Source organism: Chitinophaga sp. YIM B06452, assembly GCF_039655965.1.
Taxonomy (GTDB): domain Bacteria; phylum Bacteroidota; class Bacteroidia; order Chitinophagales; family Chitinophagaceae; genus Chitinophaga.
In genome coordinates, this window is record NZ_JAWLKY010000001.1 from 1,541,395 (window position 1) to 1,557,090 (window position 15,696).

The window sequence follows — 15,696 nt, forward strand, 5'->3', positions numbered from 1 at the left end:
GCACATTTCCGATCTTTAATACAGCATGATCACAACTGCCATTGCACTGGTTTGCTGCTGCCTCGCAGGGCCGCTGAACCCGCGGGGAACGGGCGGGGAAAAGATTTTTACGCCTGCAAAAAACTTCCGGCTAAATTATCATGCATCAGTTCAGTCCGGCCGCAAAGATCCCGTCATCAAAGTGGTATTTGTTTCGGAAAACCGGCCCGAAGACCCTTCGTCAGACACGCTTTTCTACCACCAGCGCCACATTGCTCCCGGCGATTTCCTCGGCAGGAGCAGCTCTTCCGGCAGGAGCGAGGCTGTTAGCTACACCAGCTTTGCATTCGATGGCAGCACCCGCCAGTACCGCGATACGCTGGAAATACGGCTGGTCTTGCAGGTGTTCTGGGTGAAAAGTTCTTCCTGGAGCAGGACCATGCCGCCCAGCCGTCACGTGCTGGAACATGAGCAGCTGCATTTTGATATTACCCGCCTGGTGGCGGAGCGTTTCCGGCACAAGGTGCTCTCCATGCCGCTCACGCCCGACGATCATGACAGCCGCATCCAATACGAATACCTCGAATCTTTCCGTGAAATGAACCGCATGCAGGAAGAATACGATATCGCGGTGAACCGCGGCATGAACGTCATCGCCCAGCAGGAATGGCTGCGCCGCATCCGCAACGAGCTGCGGGGGTTCGGGGTGGAGCCGCCTACCGATTGAATTCCTTCACCACTTCCAGCACTGCGCCGGCTGCGCGGTAAAAGAAAGAAGGATTGATCTTTTCAAACTCATCCGTCACTTTGTGATAGTCCGCGTGATCTTCCACGCCGAAATACAGGAAGGGGATCTTCACTTTATGAAATTCGTAATGGTCGCTTTGCGAGGTCCAGTTCTGGCTGCCGTCCGTCGGTTTGTCGTGCCCGAAAGGCAGGCTCACCTTACTGCGGGCTGCAGCGGCGCTCACCGGGCCTTTCAGCGCTGGATAGGGAGTAGTGCCGCAAACGTACAACTCGTTTTTATCGTTGTGGCTTACCATATCCATGTTGATGTTCAGTATAATTTTCCCGGCGGGAACAGGCAGGCGGGCAACGAAAGCCTTTGCGCCCTGAAGGCCCAGCTCTTCGGCATCAAATGCGGCGATGAGCAGGTTGTATTTCGGGGGATGCTCTTTAAAATATTTCGCGATGGCCAGCAGTGTTGCCACACCGGAAGCGTTATCGTCCGCGCCGTTGTAGATGCTGTCTGCGTCTCCCGCATTTTTCCTGATCCCCACATGGTCGTAATGCGCGGAGATCACGATGAAACTATCCACCCGCCCCGGGATGTACCCGTAAAGATTGGTGCCCATGATCCGCGGCTGGCCGAAATAAAAAGGTTGCTCGAAGGTGTTGTTGAACTGGCTGATCTTCAGTTGCTTTAACCTCTCCAGCAGGTAGAACTGTGCCATGCGGTTGCCCCTGGTGCCGGTTTTGCGGCCTTCCATTTTATCGGCGGAAAGGGTTTTAACGTCTTTCATCAGCTGCGATGAATCTACCTGTGCATGTGCATGAATAGAAAAGAGGATAGCTAAAATGGGGAGGGTGTGTCTCATAATGCCGGGTATTTTCTCAAAAATACCACTTCTGGGCCGATGGCCATCCATAAAAAAACCGTCCCGGTTATGCCGGAACGGTTACATATCGTTGAGCGTTTCTATTGAAAGATCTGGAACACGATCCAGCTGCATACATACGCAATCGCGGTCATGTACACGAACTGGATGATGGGATATTTCCAGCTCTTCGTTTCCCGCTTCACGATGGCCAGCGTGCTCATACATTGCATGGCAAAGGCGTAGAATATCATCAGCGACAAGCCTGTGGCCAGCGTGTACACCGGCGTTCCGTCTATCCGCGTGGCAGACGCCATTTTTTCGCGGAGGGTGGCGTCGGTTTCGTCTGCTTCACCAACGCTGTAAAGCGTGGCCATGGTGCCTACAAACACTTCCCGTGCGGCAAACGATGTGATCAGCGCAATGCCTATTTTCCAGTCGAAGCCGAGGGGCCTCACGGCAGGTTCTATCGCGTGGCCAAGAATGCCGGCGTAGGAATTGGCCAATTTATCGGATTGGAACTGGTGGTCGAGCTCTGCCAGCTGCGCGCTGTCTGTTGTTTGCGATTGCAGCTGCTCATATTTCGCATGCACTTCCTGCATCTGCCTTGAAGGCCCGTACGACGCGAGGAACCAGAGTATGATGGAAATGACCATGATCACCTTGCCTGCATCCATCACGAATATTTTTGCTTTCTCCACCATGGTGGTGCCTACGTTTTTCCAGCGGGGCGCGCGGTAAACGGGCAGTTCCATGATGAAATAACTTTTCTCCCTGATCTTAATAAACAATTTCATGATGGCCGCTACGAGAATAGCCATGAAGAACCCGAGCAGGTAAAGTCCCATCATTACAAGGCCCGGCAGGCTCAGGAAGCCCAGTACCGGCTTGTCCGGTATCACCAGTGCGATCATGATCGTGTAAATGGGCAGGCGGGCTGAGCAGCTCATGAGCGGCGTGATCAGGATGGTGATCAGCCTTTCTTTCCGGTTCTCGATATTCCTTGCAGCCATGATGGCTGGCACTGCGCAGGCCACGCCGCTGATCAGCGGCATTACAGACTTGCCGTTGAGGCCCACCTGGCGCATCAGCCGGTCTGTCAGGAAGCTGATGCGGGCCATGTAGCCGGTATCTTCCAGCACGGTAATGAGCCCGAAAAGGATCATGATCTGCGGGATGAAAACCGCGATGCCGCCCAAACCCGCGATGACGCCGTTTACCAGCAGGTCGCTGAAATTATTCTCCGGCAGGATGCCGGATACCCAGCCGCTCAGTTCCCCGAAACCGGCTTCGATAAGGTCCATAGGGTAGCTGGCGATCCAGAAGATGCTTTGGAACAGCAGGAAAAGCACCACCAGCAGGATGAGGTAGCCCCAGAAGCGGTGCAGCAGCAGGTTGTCTATCCGCTCCGTTTGCAGTTGCTGCTGCAGGGGATCGGTTTCCACCACGGTGCTGTTCATAATATGTTTGATGCGGGCGTAACGCTGCATGATCTCGTCTGCCTGCACTTTCGTTTTATTGAAATGCTGCTGCTGCAAAAGGGCGCGGATGGACTGCTGGCGGGTTTTGTCGAGGAAGTCCAGCTCGTCGTGGTTCACGGCCACGTGCAGGGCGGCGTAATCGCTGATGCCGTGGATGTTTTGTTTCACACCTTCTATCACGGCGGGGGCCAGCTGGTGATTTTCGATGAAATCGCGCGCCGGCGCGCCGAACTTTTCCTGCGCGATCAGCTCGATGTTCTTTTTGAGGGCGGGAATGCCTTTGTTCTTCCTTGGGTTGATAGCCACCACGGGCACGCCCAGCTCACGTTCCAGGCCGGCGAGGTCTATCTCTATGCCTTTCTTTTTTGCCAGGTCCATCATGGTGAGACCAATGATCACAGGCATTTTCAGGTCTATGATCTGGGAGCAGAAAAGGAGGTTGCGCTTGAGGTTGGAGGCATCGGCGATGATGAGGATCATATCCGGTCGGTCTTCCCCCTCGGGGTTGAGCAGCACGTCGTAAGTCACAAATTCGTCCGCGCTTTTGGGATACAGGCTGTAGGTACCGGGCAGGTCAATGATATTGGCATTCAGCTGGGGAGTAATGCGGGCAATACCGGTCTTTTTATCCACCGTTACTCCCGGGAAATTACTAACCTTCTGGTTTAATCCTGTCAGCGCATTAAAGAGAGAGCTCTTTCCGCTGTTCGGGTTGCCGACCAGCGCAATGTTTATTGGTACCTTCATCCTTATCTGATCCTTCAATTTTTGAATACGCAAAACTAGCAATTAAATGGCGAGGGGAATGATCGGATCGGGAAAAATGGAGGAACGGCGGCTTTTTTAAAGGAAAAACAGGGGAAACGCCCTGTTTAAGCAAAAAAACCGCGGTGGATACCGCGGTTTTATAATATGTGAAACTAAACTTATTGTGACGAATTTTTTCCTGGTTTACCGGGTAAAGGCGTTGCTGAGAACGAGGGACAGCAGCCCCATAGCCGTGCTCCGCCTGTCTTTCACCGCACCTGAGTCTTTTTGTTTGCTGTCTTCCACGGGCGTGGTATTCTCTTTCGGCGCTTCTTTTTTAGGCGCAGGGTTCCCGCGGGGGCCCTGGTAGCGGTAGTTCTGGTACACAGAATCTGTTCCGCGCTGCGCCGGATCTTCCCTCACTTCAGGCTCCCAGCCGTTATCGTTCATCTGTATCCTGATCTCGCGGTCTTCGTTCCAGTCATAATTGTGATTTCTCCACCATTTGTGGCCCCAATCGTTGATGATGCGGCGCACATCACGGTCTACGGTCACTTCGCGGCCTTTCGGCACGTACACATATATTTCCACTTCCTGGTTGCGGTAAAGGGAATGACGCGGGATGGAAAAGCCATCGGGTATCAGCAGCACGGAATCGTGCTGGTGGATCTTGTAGCTGATCTCACTGGCCAGCATGGCGGCCTGACTGGAATTCCGGCCGTGGGAGGCTTTTTTCACCTCTACGGAAAAGCTGTCTGTGGGGCTTTCGCGGAAAAACATCCGGATGTCGCCAATGATGGCGGTATCGTCTACCACGCGGAGATTGCCGTCGAAGATATTCATATCGTCTATCACCAGCATATCTTCCGCCTTGCGGATCACCAGCCTGCCGTTGGATGGCTGGGTGATGAAAACGTGTTCCTTCACATAACGCTTGGCTCCGGTGAAATCCTTTGTGACGGAAACCGTCAGCCACACGGTGAAAACGAGGCCCAGGATCCAGAAAAAGCCCAGGGTGTAACCTGCGTATTTATTCGTTTGTTTGATACCAGTCATTTTGCGCACCAGGAACAGGATCAGCGCGAGAATGGGAATACCGATCAGCAGTGCCACGGCAGGCCAGAAAAGAACCGTCTGCGCGCCCGAATCGAAAATGAGGTCTTTAACCGGAGCAAGGACCGCGGAAAAGATAGCGGCCATGATGAGGCCTACCACCAATACGAAGAGCATTACCACGCCGAGGAACAGGAAGAAGCCTTTGGCCATGAAGCCAATAACGTTCAAGATCCCCCGGAAGAACCCTTCTATTGCAGATCCGGCATCTCTACCGAACTGTTTCCCGCGGCCCTCCGAAAAATTTCGGACATCGTCTCCCATTTTTTCCATGCGGCTGCGGAAGGAGTTCATTTCTTCCTGCACGGTTGCCTTGATATTGTTAAGGTCTACCCGCTCCCCCCGCATCTCCAGTTTTTCCGCGGCGGTTACGGCCTCGGGAGTGGCAAACCAGAGAATGAAGTAGAGCACGATGCCGCCGCCATACAGGCCGATGGCCATCAGGGCGAAAATGATGCGGAACACGATAGGGTCCACATTAAAATAAGCGCCCAGGCCGGAGCACACGCCGCCCAGCACTTTGTTGTCGGTATCGCGGTAAAATCTTTTACGGGGGCGGATGTACGGTGCGAAGGAATCTGAGGCGGAAGAAGAGGTGTTGGATTGATTGTTGTTCGCACTGCCACCGGCTTCTTCCCCGAATTGTTCGGGCGTGCCCATGGAAGTTTTAATGGCCTGCACATCTTCATCGGTGATGCAATGTGCGCCTTTGCGGATCTTGTCCTGGAATATCTCTGCGATGCGGCTCTCGATATCTCCCACGATCTCATCTGCACCCTCTTCCTGCGAGAAGTAACGCCTGAGGCTGTCCAGGTACTGCCGCAGGATCTCGTAGGCACTGTCCTCTATCGGGATCAGGCGGCTAGACAGGTTTATGTTGATGATCTTTTTCATTGTCCAATCTTGTTTTTAGGTTTTAGGTAAACGGATGGGTCGTTTATTGGATGGTATTAGGTTGTGTGAGTTGCTGCACGGCATTGGCCAGTTCATTCCAGGTATTTTCCAGGTCGCGGTAAAAGAGTTCTCCTTTATCGGTCATGGAAAAATATTTCCGCGGGGGCCCTGAGCTGCTTTCCACCCAGCGGTAGGTGAGCAGTTCCGCATTTTTAAGGCGTGTTAAAAGCGGGTATAAGGTCCCTTCCAGGATATCCAGCTTCGCTTCTTTCATTTTTTCAATAATGTCTGAAGGGTAAGCCTCGCCTTGCTTGATGATAGAAAGGATGCAGAATTCAAGCACCCCTTTTCTCATCTGTGATTGTGTGTTGTCTATATTCATGGCAAGTGAGCTTTTTTTATGCCAGCTGACCAATTTATCAACTTGACGATACAAAGATAGAAAGAATTTACTACTATGCAATACACAATACCCTACATTGCAAACTAATTTGCTTTGAACATTACCGGTTGAAATACATAAAACCCGCCATGGTGGCTTAAAAAAGAAAAATTTGCGGCGTTTTTGAGAACCCCGGATTTGTGATGAGCGGTTTCAGGGAAGGATAAACAAAATAGAACTGCTATCAACTGTAAGTGTAAGGTTTATAATCTATTACAGTCCGATTTAACATTTTTTTGACCTAAGGGAATATGATTTCTGGTTTTAGGGGCTTATTTTTGCTTTTGTATAAGATTTTCATGAAAAAGTTACTCAGTATATTTCTCATCAGTCTGATGTGTATTCAGATGCTTCCGATCAAGGAGGTGGGGAAACTGCTGTTTTGTAACCAGATCGTGGAAGAGCATGTGGAAGGGGGTTGTTCCTCCAAAGGCCCCAAGCTCACCGGCGACTTTAATTTCCACCGGTATGCCGAGATGGAGACCGAGCTGAATCCCGAATTGTTTCTAAGCACCCTTAATTATAGCTATTACGAGGAAATTCCTGCGAGTCCCATCCAGGAAATACAGACGCCGCCCCCCAATGTGGCGTAAGCTTAGCTGACCCTTAGCATGCGTGTCCTCACGCCATGTTTTTCCCTTTTTTATTTCTATCAATAACAGATCAGGCACCGATCCCGCAACCGCGGCTGATTCGACGGCTTTATGCATTACCCGCGTTACCTGCGGTGGTTTTGCGGCCCCGTCTTTCTGCGCGGACCAGCGGACCATTCCTGCACGCATTTCATGACTGCATGTACCAGGAAAGGCTTCAGTGCCCGGCATCTGTATAAACCATTCAAAGATGAGTACGAAGACTTCTATCTTCTCCAATATCAAGGGCGATCTGTCCTCCGGCCTTGTTGTGTTCCTTATTGCCATCCCCTTGTGCCTGGGCATAGCCCTGGCATCGGGCGCCCCTTTGTTCTCCGGCCTTATTGCCGGTATGCTGGGCGGCCTGGTGGTGGGCTTTTTCAGCGGCTCGCAGCTCAGCGTGAGCGGTCCCGCAGCGGGTTTGATCACCATCGTTGCCGCCGCGATCCTCAAACTGGGTTCCTTCGAGGCCTTTTTGCTTGCAGTATTTCTCGCCGGCGGGCTCCAGCTGCTGCTGGGCTTTGTTAAAGCCGGCGTGATCGCCAACTATTTTCCGTCCAACGTTATTACCGGTATGCTTACGGCTATCGGCATCAGTATTATCCTTACGCAGATACCTCATGCCTTTGGGCACGACGAGCAGGCGGAAGGCCAGCTGGCTTTCATCCAGGTTAGCGGGGAGAACATTATTTCCTCTGCATTGAGCAGTATCCGACATATACAATTAGGCGCAGCCATCATCACGCTGGTGTCTATCCTCATACTGCTCTACTGGTCTAAAGTACCTAAACTGAGCGTTATCCCGGCCGCGCTGGTGGCCGTTCTTGCCGGTGTTGGCCTCAACGAGCTGTTCCATGCAACCGGCTCCAACCTCGCGCTGGAGCAGACGCACCTGGTAACGCTGCCTGTGGCCGAATCGTTCAACGGGTTTATCAGCCAGTTCTCACTGCCTGATTTCAGCCAGCTGCTGAACGGGCAGATCTGGATCGTAGCCGCTACCATCGCACTGGTGGCTTCTATCGAAACCCTGCTGAACCTGGAAGCGACGGATAAGCTGGACCCCCTGAAAAGGTACTCGGACCCCAATAGGGAACTGCGCGCCCAGGGTATCGCCAACATGGCCAGCGGCCTGATCGGCGGCCTGCCCATCACCTCCGTGATCGTGCGTTCTTCCGCGAACATTAACGCGGGCGGCCGTACGAAACTGGCCACTATGACGCATGGCGCGCTGCTGCTGGTATGCGCCGCGCTGATACCCGTGCTGCTGAACAAGATCCCGCTGTCTACCCTCGCGGGCGTGCTGCTGGTAACCGGTTACAAACTGTGTAAACCAACAGTGTTCAAATCCATGTTCGCCAAAGGCAAGTACCAGTGGATACCTTTCGTGGTTACCGTGCTGGTGATCGTATTCACCAACCTGCTGGTAGGTGTGGCCGTCGGCCTTTGCGTAAGCATCCTGTTCATCATGATCGGCAATATGAAAGTGCCTTATTTCTTCCAGAAAGAAAAGTACCGCACGGGCGACCTGTTCAACCTGGAACTGAGCCAGGAAGTGTCTTTCCTTAATAAGGCCAACATCCTGCTCACGCTGGACAAGATGCCGGAGAACTGCACCGTGGTGATAGACGCGAGCAAAACGCATTACATCGACCAGGACGTGCTGGACATCATCCGTGAGTTCGCGCAGATAAAAGCGCCGCAAAAGCATATCAAAGTAGTGCTTAAGGGTTTCAAAGAAGCGTATAAAGTAAACAATACAGACCATGTGTTCCATGAGCACCTGGAGAAGGAAAAACCTGTTGTGGCCGTTACCAACGGTACGCACAAGGACCTTTTAAAAGAGTTATCAGTAAACTAAACGTATACAGGCAAGGGCCTTTTCAGAGAGTAGCAGTAAACGTAAAACAAGAACAGTTAAAAAACATTGAATCCATGAAGACAAGCAATAAATCCCTCCAAAGCAGCCTGACGCCGGAATCTGCCTTAGAGATCCTCCGCGAAGGCAATGAACGTTTCGTCAGCAACCTTCGCATCAACCGCAATCTTTTGCAGCAGGTGAATGAAACAAAAGAAGGGCAGTGGCCTTTTGCAGCCATCGTAAGCTGTATGGACAGCCGCACATCCGCGGAGTTGATCTTCGACCTGGGGCTGGGAGATATTTTCAGTATCCGTTTAGCCGGCGCCGTTATTTCCGACAACGTGCTGGGAAGCCTTGAATATGCCTGTAAAGTAGCCGGCTCCAAGTTCATCGTGGTGCTGGGCCACACCCACTGCGGCGCAATCAAAGGCGCCTGCGACGGTGTTGAAATGGGCAACCTCACCGGCCTGCTGGGCAAGATCCGCCCGGCCGTGTTCCAGGAAAAAACATTTAATAAAGAAAAACGGACTTCCAACAACCAGGATTTCGTGGATGCGGTAACGAATATTCATACCGAACGCTCGGTACAAGCCATCCTTGAGCAAAGCGCTATTCTCGCGGACCTGATAGACCGCGGTGAAGTAGGCATCATAGGAGCCATGTATGATGTTGAGACAGGCACGGTAACTTTCCATGAGCACACCAAGCGGATAGGACAACCGCTGCACATGGTTGAAAAATCAGCCTGAGCCTGAAAAAGCAAAAGCCGGAAGAGCAGTCACTTCCGGCTTTTTTATGTCTTGCCTGGTTTTGTGCTTACATATATTTGTCGCCTTTATGGCGTTTCACTTCCGCCACATATTCCTTGATCTGCTGCTCGTTTTCTTTTTTGCAGATCAGCAGCACGTCGGTGGTATCTATCACGATCATATCATCCAGTCCCTGCAATAGCACCAGCTTATCGTTCGGCGCTTTCACCATGCACTTTGTTGCGTCTATCACCATCACGTTCTTGCCTTGTACGGCATTGCCCAGGTAATCCTTTTCCAGGTTCTCGTAGGCGGAAGCCCAGGTGCCCAGGTCGCTCCAGCCGAAGTTGGAAGGGATCACGTACACATTATCCGCCTTTTCCATGATGCCATAATCTATGGAGAGGTTGGTGCATTGTGAATAGATGCGGTCTATCACATCCTTTTCTCTTTGCGTGTTCAGCACTTCATGTTCCGCGACGAACAGCTCGTCCATTTCGGGAAGATGCTCGGCAAAAGCCTGCAGGATAGATTTGGTATTCCACACGAAAATGCCGGCATTCCAGAGGAAGTCCCCGCTTTTGAGGAAGGTTTTGGCCAATTCCAGGTTGGGCTTTTCGGTGAAGGTCTTCACTTTATACACATTATCCGCTACCTGCTCTGTTTCGTACTGGATGTAACCGTAGCCGGTATCGGGCCGGGTGGGCTTGATGCCGAGTGTGAGCAATGCATTGTTCTTTTGTGCAAAGAGCAGGGCGTTGAGGCAGGTGCTGGTGAAGTTGGTGGGATCCATAATGAGGTGATCCGCCGGGGCGCAGATCATGCTGGCTTTGGGGTCTTTTTTATGGATCTTATGGGAAATATAGGCCACGCAGGGCGCGGTATTTTTCCTGGAAGGTTCACTCACGATATTGGCGGCCGGGAGGTTGGGGAGTTGTTTACCCACTGTATCTGCATACTGGTGGTGCGTAACAACGTAGATATTCTCTTCCGGAATGAACTGCGTGAACCGTTCATAGGTCCATTGCAGAAGTGTTTTGCCTGTGTTGAGGATATCCAGGAACTGCTTCGGATAGTCCGTGCGGCTGTAAGGCCAGAAACGGCTACCAATACCTCCGGCCATAATGGCCACGTAAAAATGGTTATTCAACGGTGTCATCGCTCAAATAATTCCTTCTCGGATTAAATCGTGTAAATGTATAATTCCATGATACTGATCACCTTTCATGACCAGGAGTTGCGTGATGTCGTATTCCCGCATCATTTCCAGCGCGTTTACCGCCAACTCGCCATGCTGGATGGTCTTGGGGTTCCGGCTCATGATGTCTGCCGCTTTTACCCCGGATGCGTCCATGTTCTTTTCGAGCATGCGGCGCAGGTCTCCGTCTGTAATAATGCCCTGGAGGCGGTCTTCGCTGTCTACCACGCCGGTAACGCCCAGCATTTTAGAAGATATTTCGACGATCACTTCCCGCAGGGTGCTTTCCAGCTTTACCCTGGGTACCTGGTGAAGGCGGCTGAGATCACCCACCCTGAGGTAGAGTTTTTTCCCCAAAGTGCCGCCGGGATGGAACTTCGCAAAGTCTTCCGCCGTGAACCCTTTCATTTCGATCAGGCAAACCGCCAGCGCGTCGCCCATCACCATCTGGGCCGTGGTGCTGGAAGTAGGCGCCAGGTTATTGGGACAGGCCTCCTGTGTAACTGACGTATTGAGCACAAAATGTGCCGATTGCGCCAGGTAGGAATCCACTTTCCCTACGATGGCCACCAGGGTATTGCCCAGGTTTTTCACCAGGGGAACCAGCACCTTTATCTCCGGCGATTCCCCGCTTTTGGATAGGCACATCACCACATCGTCCGGGGTGATCATCCCCAGATCACCGTGAATAGCATCTGCAGCGTGCATAAATAAAGCGGGTGTGCCGGTGGAATTTAGGGTTGCCACTATCTTTTGGGCGATGATAGCGCTTTTGCCGATGCCGGTGATCACCACACGGCCCCGGCAGCTGGCGATCAGCTCCACTGTTTGTTCAAAGTCATCATCGATAAATTGCTCCAAACTCTCAATGGCAGCAGATTCCAGCCTGATGGTCCTTTTCCCTGTTTCCCGGATGTTTACGGAGGTCTTCTGTTTCATGCGACAGCTGCAAATTTATCATTTTTTAAGCAAGGGCGGCGATCATATAATTTATATTGACACAAAGGGGTTTTTTCAGTAATTTCGTGTCCCCCAAAAATACATGTTGAATAATTTTCATCTATCGGCAGGCGTTCTTACGCCCTGAATTACAAGTAAAATATTAATGTGATGGCTGTTGCAAAGGTAAGTTTGTTGGATGCATTACACGAACATTTTGGGTTCGATTCCTTCAAAGGGAATCAGGAGAAGATTATTAAAAGCATACTTTCCGGGAAAGATACATTCGTGATCATGCCAACAGGCGGCGGTAAATCTTTATGTTACCAGCTGCCAGCGCTGATGAGCCCAGGGGTGGCGCTCATTGTAAGCCCGTTGATTGCGCTGATGAAAAACCAGGTAGACCTGGTGCGTTCGTACAGCAGCAAAGACAACGTTGCGCATTTCCTCAATTCTACCCTCACCAAGGCGCAGATCAAAAAAGTGCGCACAGACCTGCAGTCCGGCAAAACAAAAATGCTGTACGTAGCGCCTGAAACCCTTACCAAACAAGAGAATATTGACTTTTTCCGCGAGCTGGAAATATCTTTTATCGCGGTAGACGAGGCGCATTGTATCTCCGAATGGGGGCACGATTTCAGGCCGGAATACCGCCGTCTCAAGGAAATGATAGACCTGATCGGCAGCGACCTGCCTATCATCGCCCTTACGGCCACCGCTACGCCCAAAGTGCAGAGCGATATCGTGAAGAACCTGGAGCTGAGAACGCCTGAGGTCTTCATTTCTTCCTTCAACCGCCCCAACCTCTACTACGAGATCAGGCCGAAACGCAAGAAGGAACAGACCATCAAGGAGATCGTCAAGTTCATTCACCTGCATAAAGGCAAAAGCGGCATTATTTACACGCTGAACCGCAAAACCACCGAAGAACTGGCGGATATGCTGGTGGCCAACGGCATCAAAGCCGTAGCCTACCACGCCGGCCTCGACGCCGGAACCCGCGCCCAGCGCCAGGATATGTTCCTGCTGGAAGAAGTGGAAGTGATCGTGGCCACCATCGCCTTCGGGATGGGGATAGACAAGCCTGACGTACGATTCGTTATACATTACAATATTCCGAAAAGCCTCGAAAACTACTACCAGGAAACCGGCCGTGGCGGCCGCGATGGGCTGGAAGGGCTTTGTCTTTGTTTTTATTCCTACAAAGACGTGCAGAAGCTGGAGCACCTCATGCGCGACAAGCCCCTTTCCGAACGCGAAATGGGCGCCCAACTCATCAATGAAACCGTGGCTTATGCGGAAAGCGCCGTTTGCCGCCGCAAAGTGATCCTGCATTATTTCGGCGAGAAATATGAAACGGAAAACTGCGGCAAGTGCGACAACTGCCGCAACCCGAAAGAAAAAATAGAAGTGAAGAACCGCGTCGTGATCGCTTTAAAGGCTATTTCCCGGCTCGAAGAGCGCTTCGGTTCAGAATATGTGATCAATATCATCACCGGCAAATCCAACCCGCAGATCAGCACTTTCCAGCACGACAAACTGGATGTGTTCGGCGAAGGGAAAGAATTTGACGCGCACTTCTGGAACTCGCTGCTGCGCCAGATGATGCTGGAAGGCCTCATCGAAAAAGATATTGAAGAATACGGCCTGCTCAAGATCACGGACAAGGGTAAAAAGTTCATTAAAAAACCCTTCTCTATCTACGTCGCGCTCAACCACCAGTTCGACGAAGATGGCGGCGACGACGATGAGAATGCCGCCGGCGAAGCCCCGCTTTCCGCAGACACCGTGCTGTTTGAAATGCTGAAGGACCTGCGCAAGAAAGTAGCCAAAGAAAAGAACCTGCCCCCGTTTGTGATCTTCCTCGAAACTTCGCTGGAAGACATGGCCACGCAATATCCCACCACCGTGCAGGAACTGGAAAAGATCCAGGGTGTGAGCAAAGGCAAGGCCATCCGCTACGGCAAAAAGTTCGTGGATGTGATCTCGAAATACGTGGAAGAAAACGACATCACGAAGCCGGACGACTTCGTAATGAAAAGCGTGGTCAACAAAAGCGGCCTGAAAGTTTTCATCATCCAGAACATCGATAAAAAGATGCCGCTGGAAACCATCGCGAAAAACAAAGAACTAAGCATACCCCAGCTGCTGGATGAAATGGAAACCATCGTAGCCAGCGGCACCAAGCTGAACCTGGATTACTGCATCGATGAAGAGCTGGACGATTATGCGCAGGATGAGATCATCGAATACTTCAAAGGCTGCGAAACATCCAGCCTGCAGGTAGCCAAGGAAGAGCTGACGGAAGGGGAGTACACCATTGAACAGCTGAAGCTGATGCGGATCAAATTCCTCGTGGAATATGGTAATTGACGAGGAAATTTTTCCTAACCTATTGGTTTTTTGAAAGATTGTCTTACTTTTGCATTCCCCTTTACAAACGGGATGCCTGGTGTGGTAGCTCAGTTGGTAGAGCAAAGGACTGAAAATCCTTGTGTCGCCGGTTCGATCCCGGCCCTCACCACGAAAAAAGCCTGCGGAAATCCGCAGGCTTTTTTTATTGTTGCCTGTTTTGTCTGCTACAGTTCTACAGCTAAGAGCTCCCCTCCCAATTCATGAAGCGCTTTTTGGATTTTTTGTTTTTGCGGCAGCCTGGGTTTTTTCAACCCGGAAGAATAGTGCTGCAATTGCCGCTGGTTAATGCCTGTAATATGCTCCAATGCTGATTTTGTGAATATTTTACTGTAGTATTTCAATAAGCTTTCAACATCAAACTTATAAACGATCTCGTATTTGCCTTTTAAAACAGCCGGTACATGCCGGGGGTCATTGTGCTTTATCAATAATTTAATGGCATCCAGTGCAGACTGTTTTGCTTCCTGAACTGTTGCCCCGCCGCCATAAACACCTTCTATGTTTTCAGCATAGGCACTATAAAAATCCTTACTTCTTTCAATGATAATTCTTACAACCTTCATAGCATTTGTTTTTATAAAGGGGATCATATCAACCCCATTTCTTTCACGATTTTCTTTCTGAGTCCTTCTCCTATTTCTTTCGCACCATGGAATGGCACCGGGTAAATCCGGCCCTCTTTTTCATAAATGTGATGGCTTCCTTCCGTTCTTACATGCCTCCATCCATTTCTCCTGATACGCCGGTGTAATTCACTGGATTTCATTTCATTAATTTAATAAACCGGGGTTGGGCCAACTATATAAAGGTAGTAATTTCACTACCATTTCCAAAACATTTCAATAAAAAAAGCCTGCGGAAATGCGCAGGCTTTTTGTTACAAATCCTTCCTGTTGATTCATTTTTTCCACGGAAGCACGATGGTGAACACGCTGCCAACGCCCACTTCGCTCTTCACTTCAACGTTGCCCCCCATCACTTCCGCCAGGTTTCTCACAATGGACAGGCCGAGCCCCATCCCCCCGAACCTGGATGGCACGCCCGAAACGATCTGGTGGTATTCCTTGAAAATGTAAGGCAGTTCTTTAGCCGGAATGCCGATCCCCTGGTCTGCAATCTCGACGCACAGCTTTTCTCCGCCACGCACGAAACAGGTGATGGTGACCCTGCTGGCCTTCGGGCTGTACTTGAGCGCATTCGTCAGGATGTTGTATATGATCTGGGTTAAGTAGGTTCTGTCTGAAAATACGGTGTGCGGGAAATCGTCCGAGATTCTTTTTACGACGGAGATCTCTTTTTCCATGAACAGCGGGGCCATAGAATGCAGGATACCATCCAGCAGCTTGCTGAAATCGAAAATGATCTCGTCCAGCTGGAAGCGGTGCAGGTTCTCCTGCTGCGCGGCCTGCCGCACCCGCTCGAATATTTCCTGGAGGTAGCTGGCAGACGTGCCGATCATCTGGATCAGCTCCTGGATAAATTCCTGGTTGCCGTTCTCCAGCTCCTGCTGCAGCAGCCGGGAGGCTGTTACAATACCGTTAATAGGCGTGCCGATCTCGTGCAGGGTGGTGCGGAAAATGGATTTCATCACTTCGCTGGCCGCAGGCCCTTCCATTTCACATGAAGACATGCTCTTGCTTTTAAGGTGTAC

At 51.2% G+C, this 15,696-nt stretch carries 13 protein-coding genes and 1 tRNA gene; 6 read left to right on the forward strand and 8 right to left on the reverse strand.

The window, feature by feature from the left end; genetic code table 11:
* Positions 1 to 25: 25 nt before the first annotated feature.
* Positions 26 to 706, forward strand: coding sequence for a hypothetical protein (locus R3I13_RS06075; protein WP_346317036.1), 681 nt, complete (start codon positions 26 to 28; stop codon positions 704 to 706).
* Here R3I13_RS06075 and R3I13_RS06080 read toward each other — a convergent pair.
* From R3I13_RS06080 to R3I13_RS06095, 4 genes are all read right to left on the reverse strand, one after another.
* Positions 696 to 1,577, reverse strand: a complete 882-nt coding sequence (locus R3I13_RS06080) for a M20/M25/M40 family metallo-hydrolase (RefSeq protein ID WP_346317037.1) — start codon at positions 1,575 to 1,577, stop codon at positions 696 to 698. The genes R3I13_RS06075 and R3I13_RS06080 overlap by 11 nt on opposite strands.
* Before the next feature lie 101 nt (positions 1,578 to 1,678).
* Positions 1,679 to 3,805, reverse strand: a complete 2,127-nt coding sequence (feoB, locus tag R3I13_RS06085) for a ferrous iron transport protein B (protein ID WP_346317038.1) — start codon at positions 3,803 to 3,805, stop codon at positions 1,679 to 1,681.
* A 204-nt stretch (positions 3,806 to 4,009) separates the two neighbouring features.
* A complete protein-coding gene (locus R3I13_RS06090; protein ID WP_346317039.1) occupies positions 4,010 to 5,812 on the reverse strand; it encodes a PspC domain-containing protein in 1,803 nt (600 codons plus the stop codon).
* A gap of 43 nt (positions 5,813 to 5,855) precedes the next feature.
* Entirely contained in the window at positions 5,856 to 6,194 is a 339-nt protein-coding gene (locus R3I13_RS06095) for a PadR family transcriptional regulator (protein WP_120518891.1), read from the reverse strand.
* Between the two features lie 407 nt (positions 6,195 to 6,601).
* Between R3I13_RS06095 and R3I13_RS06100 the strand changes: the two genes are divergently transcribed.
* The 3 genes from R3I13_RS06100 (at position 6,602) to R3I13_RS06110 (ending at position 9,493) form a co-directional block, all read left to right on the forward strand.
* Positions 6,602 to 6,847 (forward strand): hypothetical protein, encoded by a 246-nt coding sequence (locus R3I13_RS06100; protein ID WP_346317040.1) that lies wholly within the window; start codon positions 6,602 to 6,604, stop codon positions 6,845 to 6,847.
* 250 nt (positions 6,848 to 7,097) lie between these two features.
* Positions 7,098 to 8,744, forward strand: a complete 1,647-nt coding sequence (locus R3I13_RS06105) for a SulP family inorganic anion transporter (protein ID WP_346317041.1) — start codon at positions 7,098 to 7,100, stop codon at positions 8,742 to 8,744.
* Between the two features lie 65 nt (positions 8,745 to 8,809).
* Positions 8,810 to 9,493: a carbonic anhydrase family protein gene (locus tag R3I13_RS06110; protein ID WP_346317735.1), complete on the forward strand. Its 684-nt coding sequence runs from the start codon at positions 8,810 to 8,812 to the stop codon at positions 9,491 to 9,493.
* A 67-nt stretch (positions 9,494 to 9,560) separates the two neighbouring features.
* Here the strand turns inward: R3I13_RS06110 and R3I13_RS06115 are convergent, their stop codons facing one another.
* Positions 9,561 to 10,652, reverse strand: a complete 1,092-nt coding sequence (locus R3I13_RS06115) for a mannose-1-phosphate guanylyltransferase (RefSeq protein WP_346317042.1) — start codon at positions 10,650 to 10,652, stop codon at positions 9,561 to 9,563.
* Between the two features lie 3 nt (positions 10,653 to 10,655).
* Complete coding sequence (locus tag R3I13_RS06120) at positions 10,656 to 11,630, reverse strand: KpsF/GutQ family sugar-phosphate isomerase (protein ID WP_346317043.1); 975 nt, start codon at positions 11,628 to 11,630, stop codon at positions 10,656 to 10,658.
* A 171-nt stretch (positions 11,631 to 11,801) separates the two neighbouring features.
* Here R3I13_RS06120 and recQ point away from each other — a divergent pair, with 171 nt between their 5' ends.
* Both recQ and R3I13_RS06130 read left to right on the forward strand, forming a co-directional pair.
* The gene (gene recQ, locus R3I13_RS06125) at positions 11,802 to 14,003 is read left to right on the forward strand and encodes a DNA helicase RecQ (RefSeq protein WP_346317044.1); all 2,202 of its coding nucleotides are present in this window, start codon (positions 11,802 to 11,804) and stop codon (positions 14,001 to 14,003) included.
* Positions 14,004 to 14,081: 78 nt separating this feature from the next.
* A tRNA-Phe gene (locus R3I13_RS06130) sits at positions 14,082 to 14,154 on the forward strand.
* Between the two features lie 55 nt (positions 14,155 to 14,209).
* Here the strand turns inward: R3I13_RS06130 and R3I13_RS06135 are convergent.
* Both R3I13_RS06135 and R3I13_RS06140 read right to left on the reverse strand, forming a co-directional pair.
* The gene (locus tag R3I13_RS06135) at positions 14,210 to 14,608 is read right to left on the reverse strand and encodes a hypothetical protein (protein ID WP_346317045.1); all 399 of its coding nucleotides are present in this window, start codon (positions 14,606 to 14,608) and stop codon (positions 14,210 to 14,212) included.
* Between the two features lie 335 nt (positions 14,609 to 14,943).
* Entirely contained in the window at positions 14,944 to 15,675 is a 732-nt protein-coding gene (locus tag R3I13_RS06140; protein ID WP_346317046.1) for a HAMP domain-containing sensor histidine kinase, read from the reverse strand.
* Positions 15,676 to 15,696 lie beyond the last annotated feature (21 nt).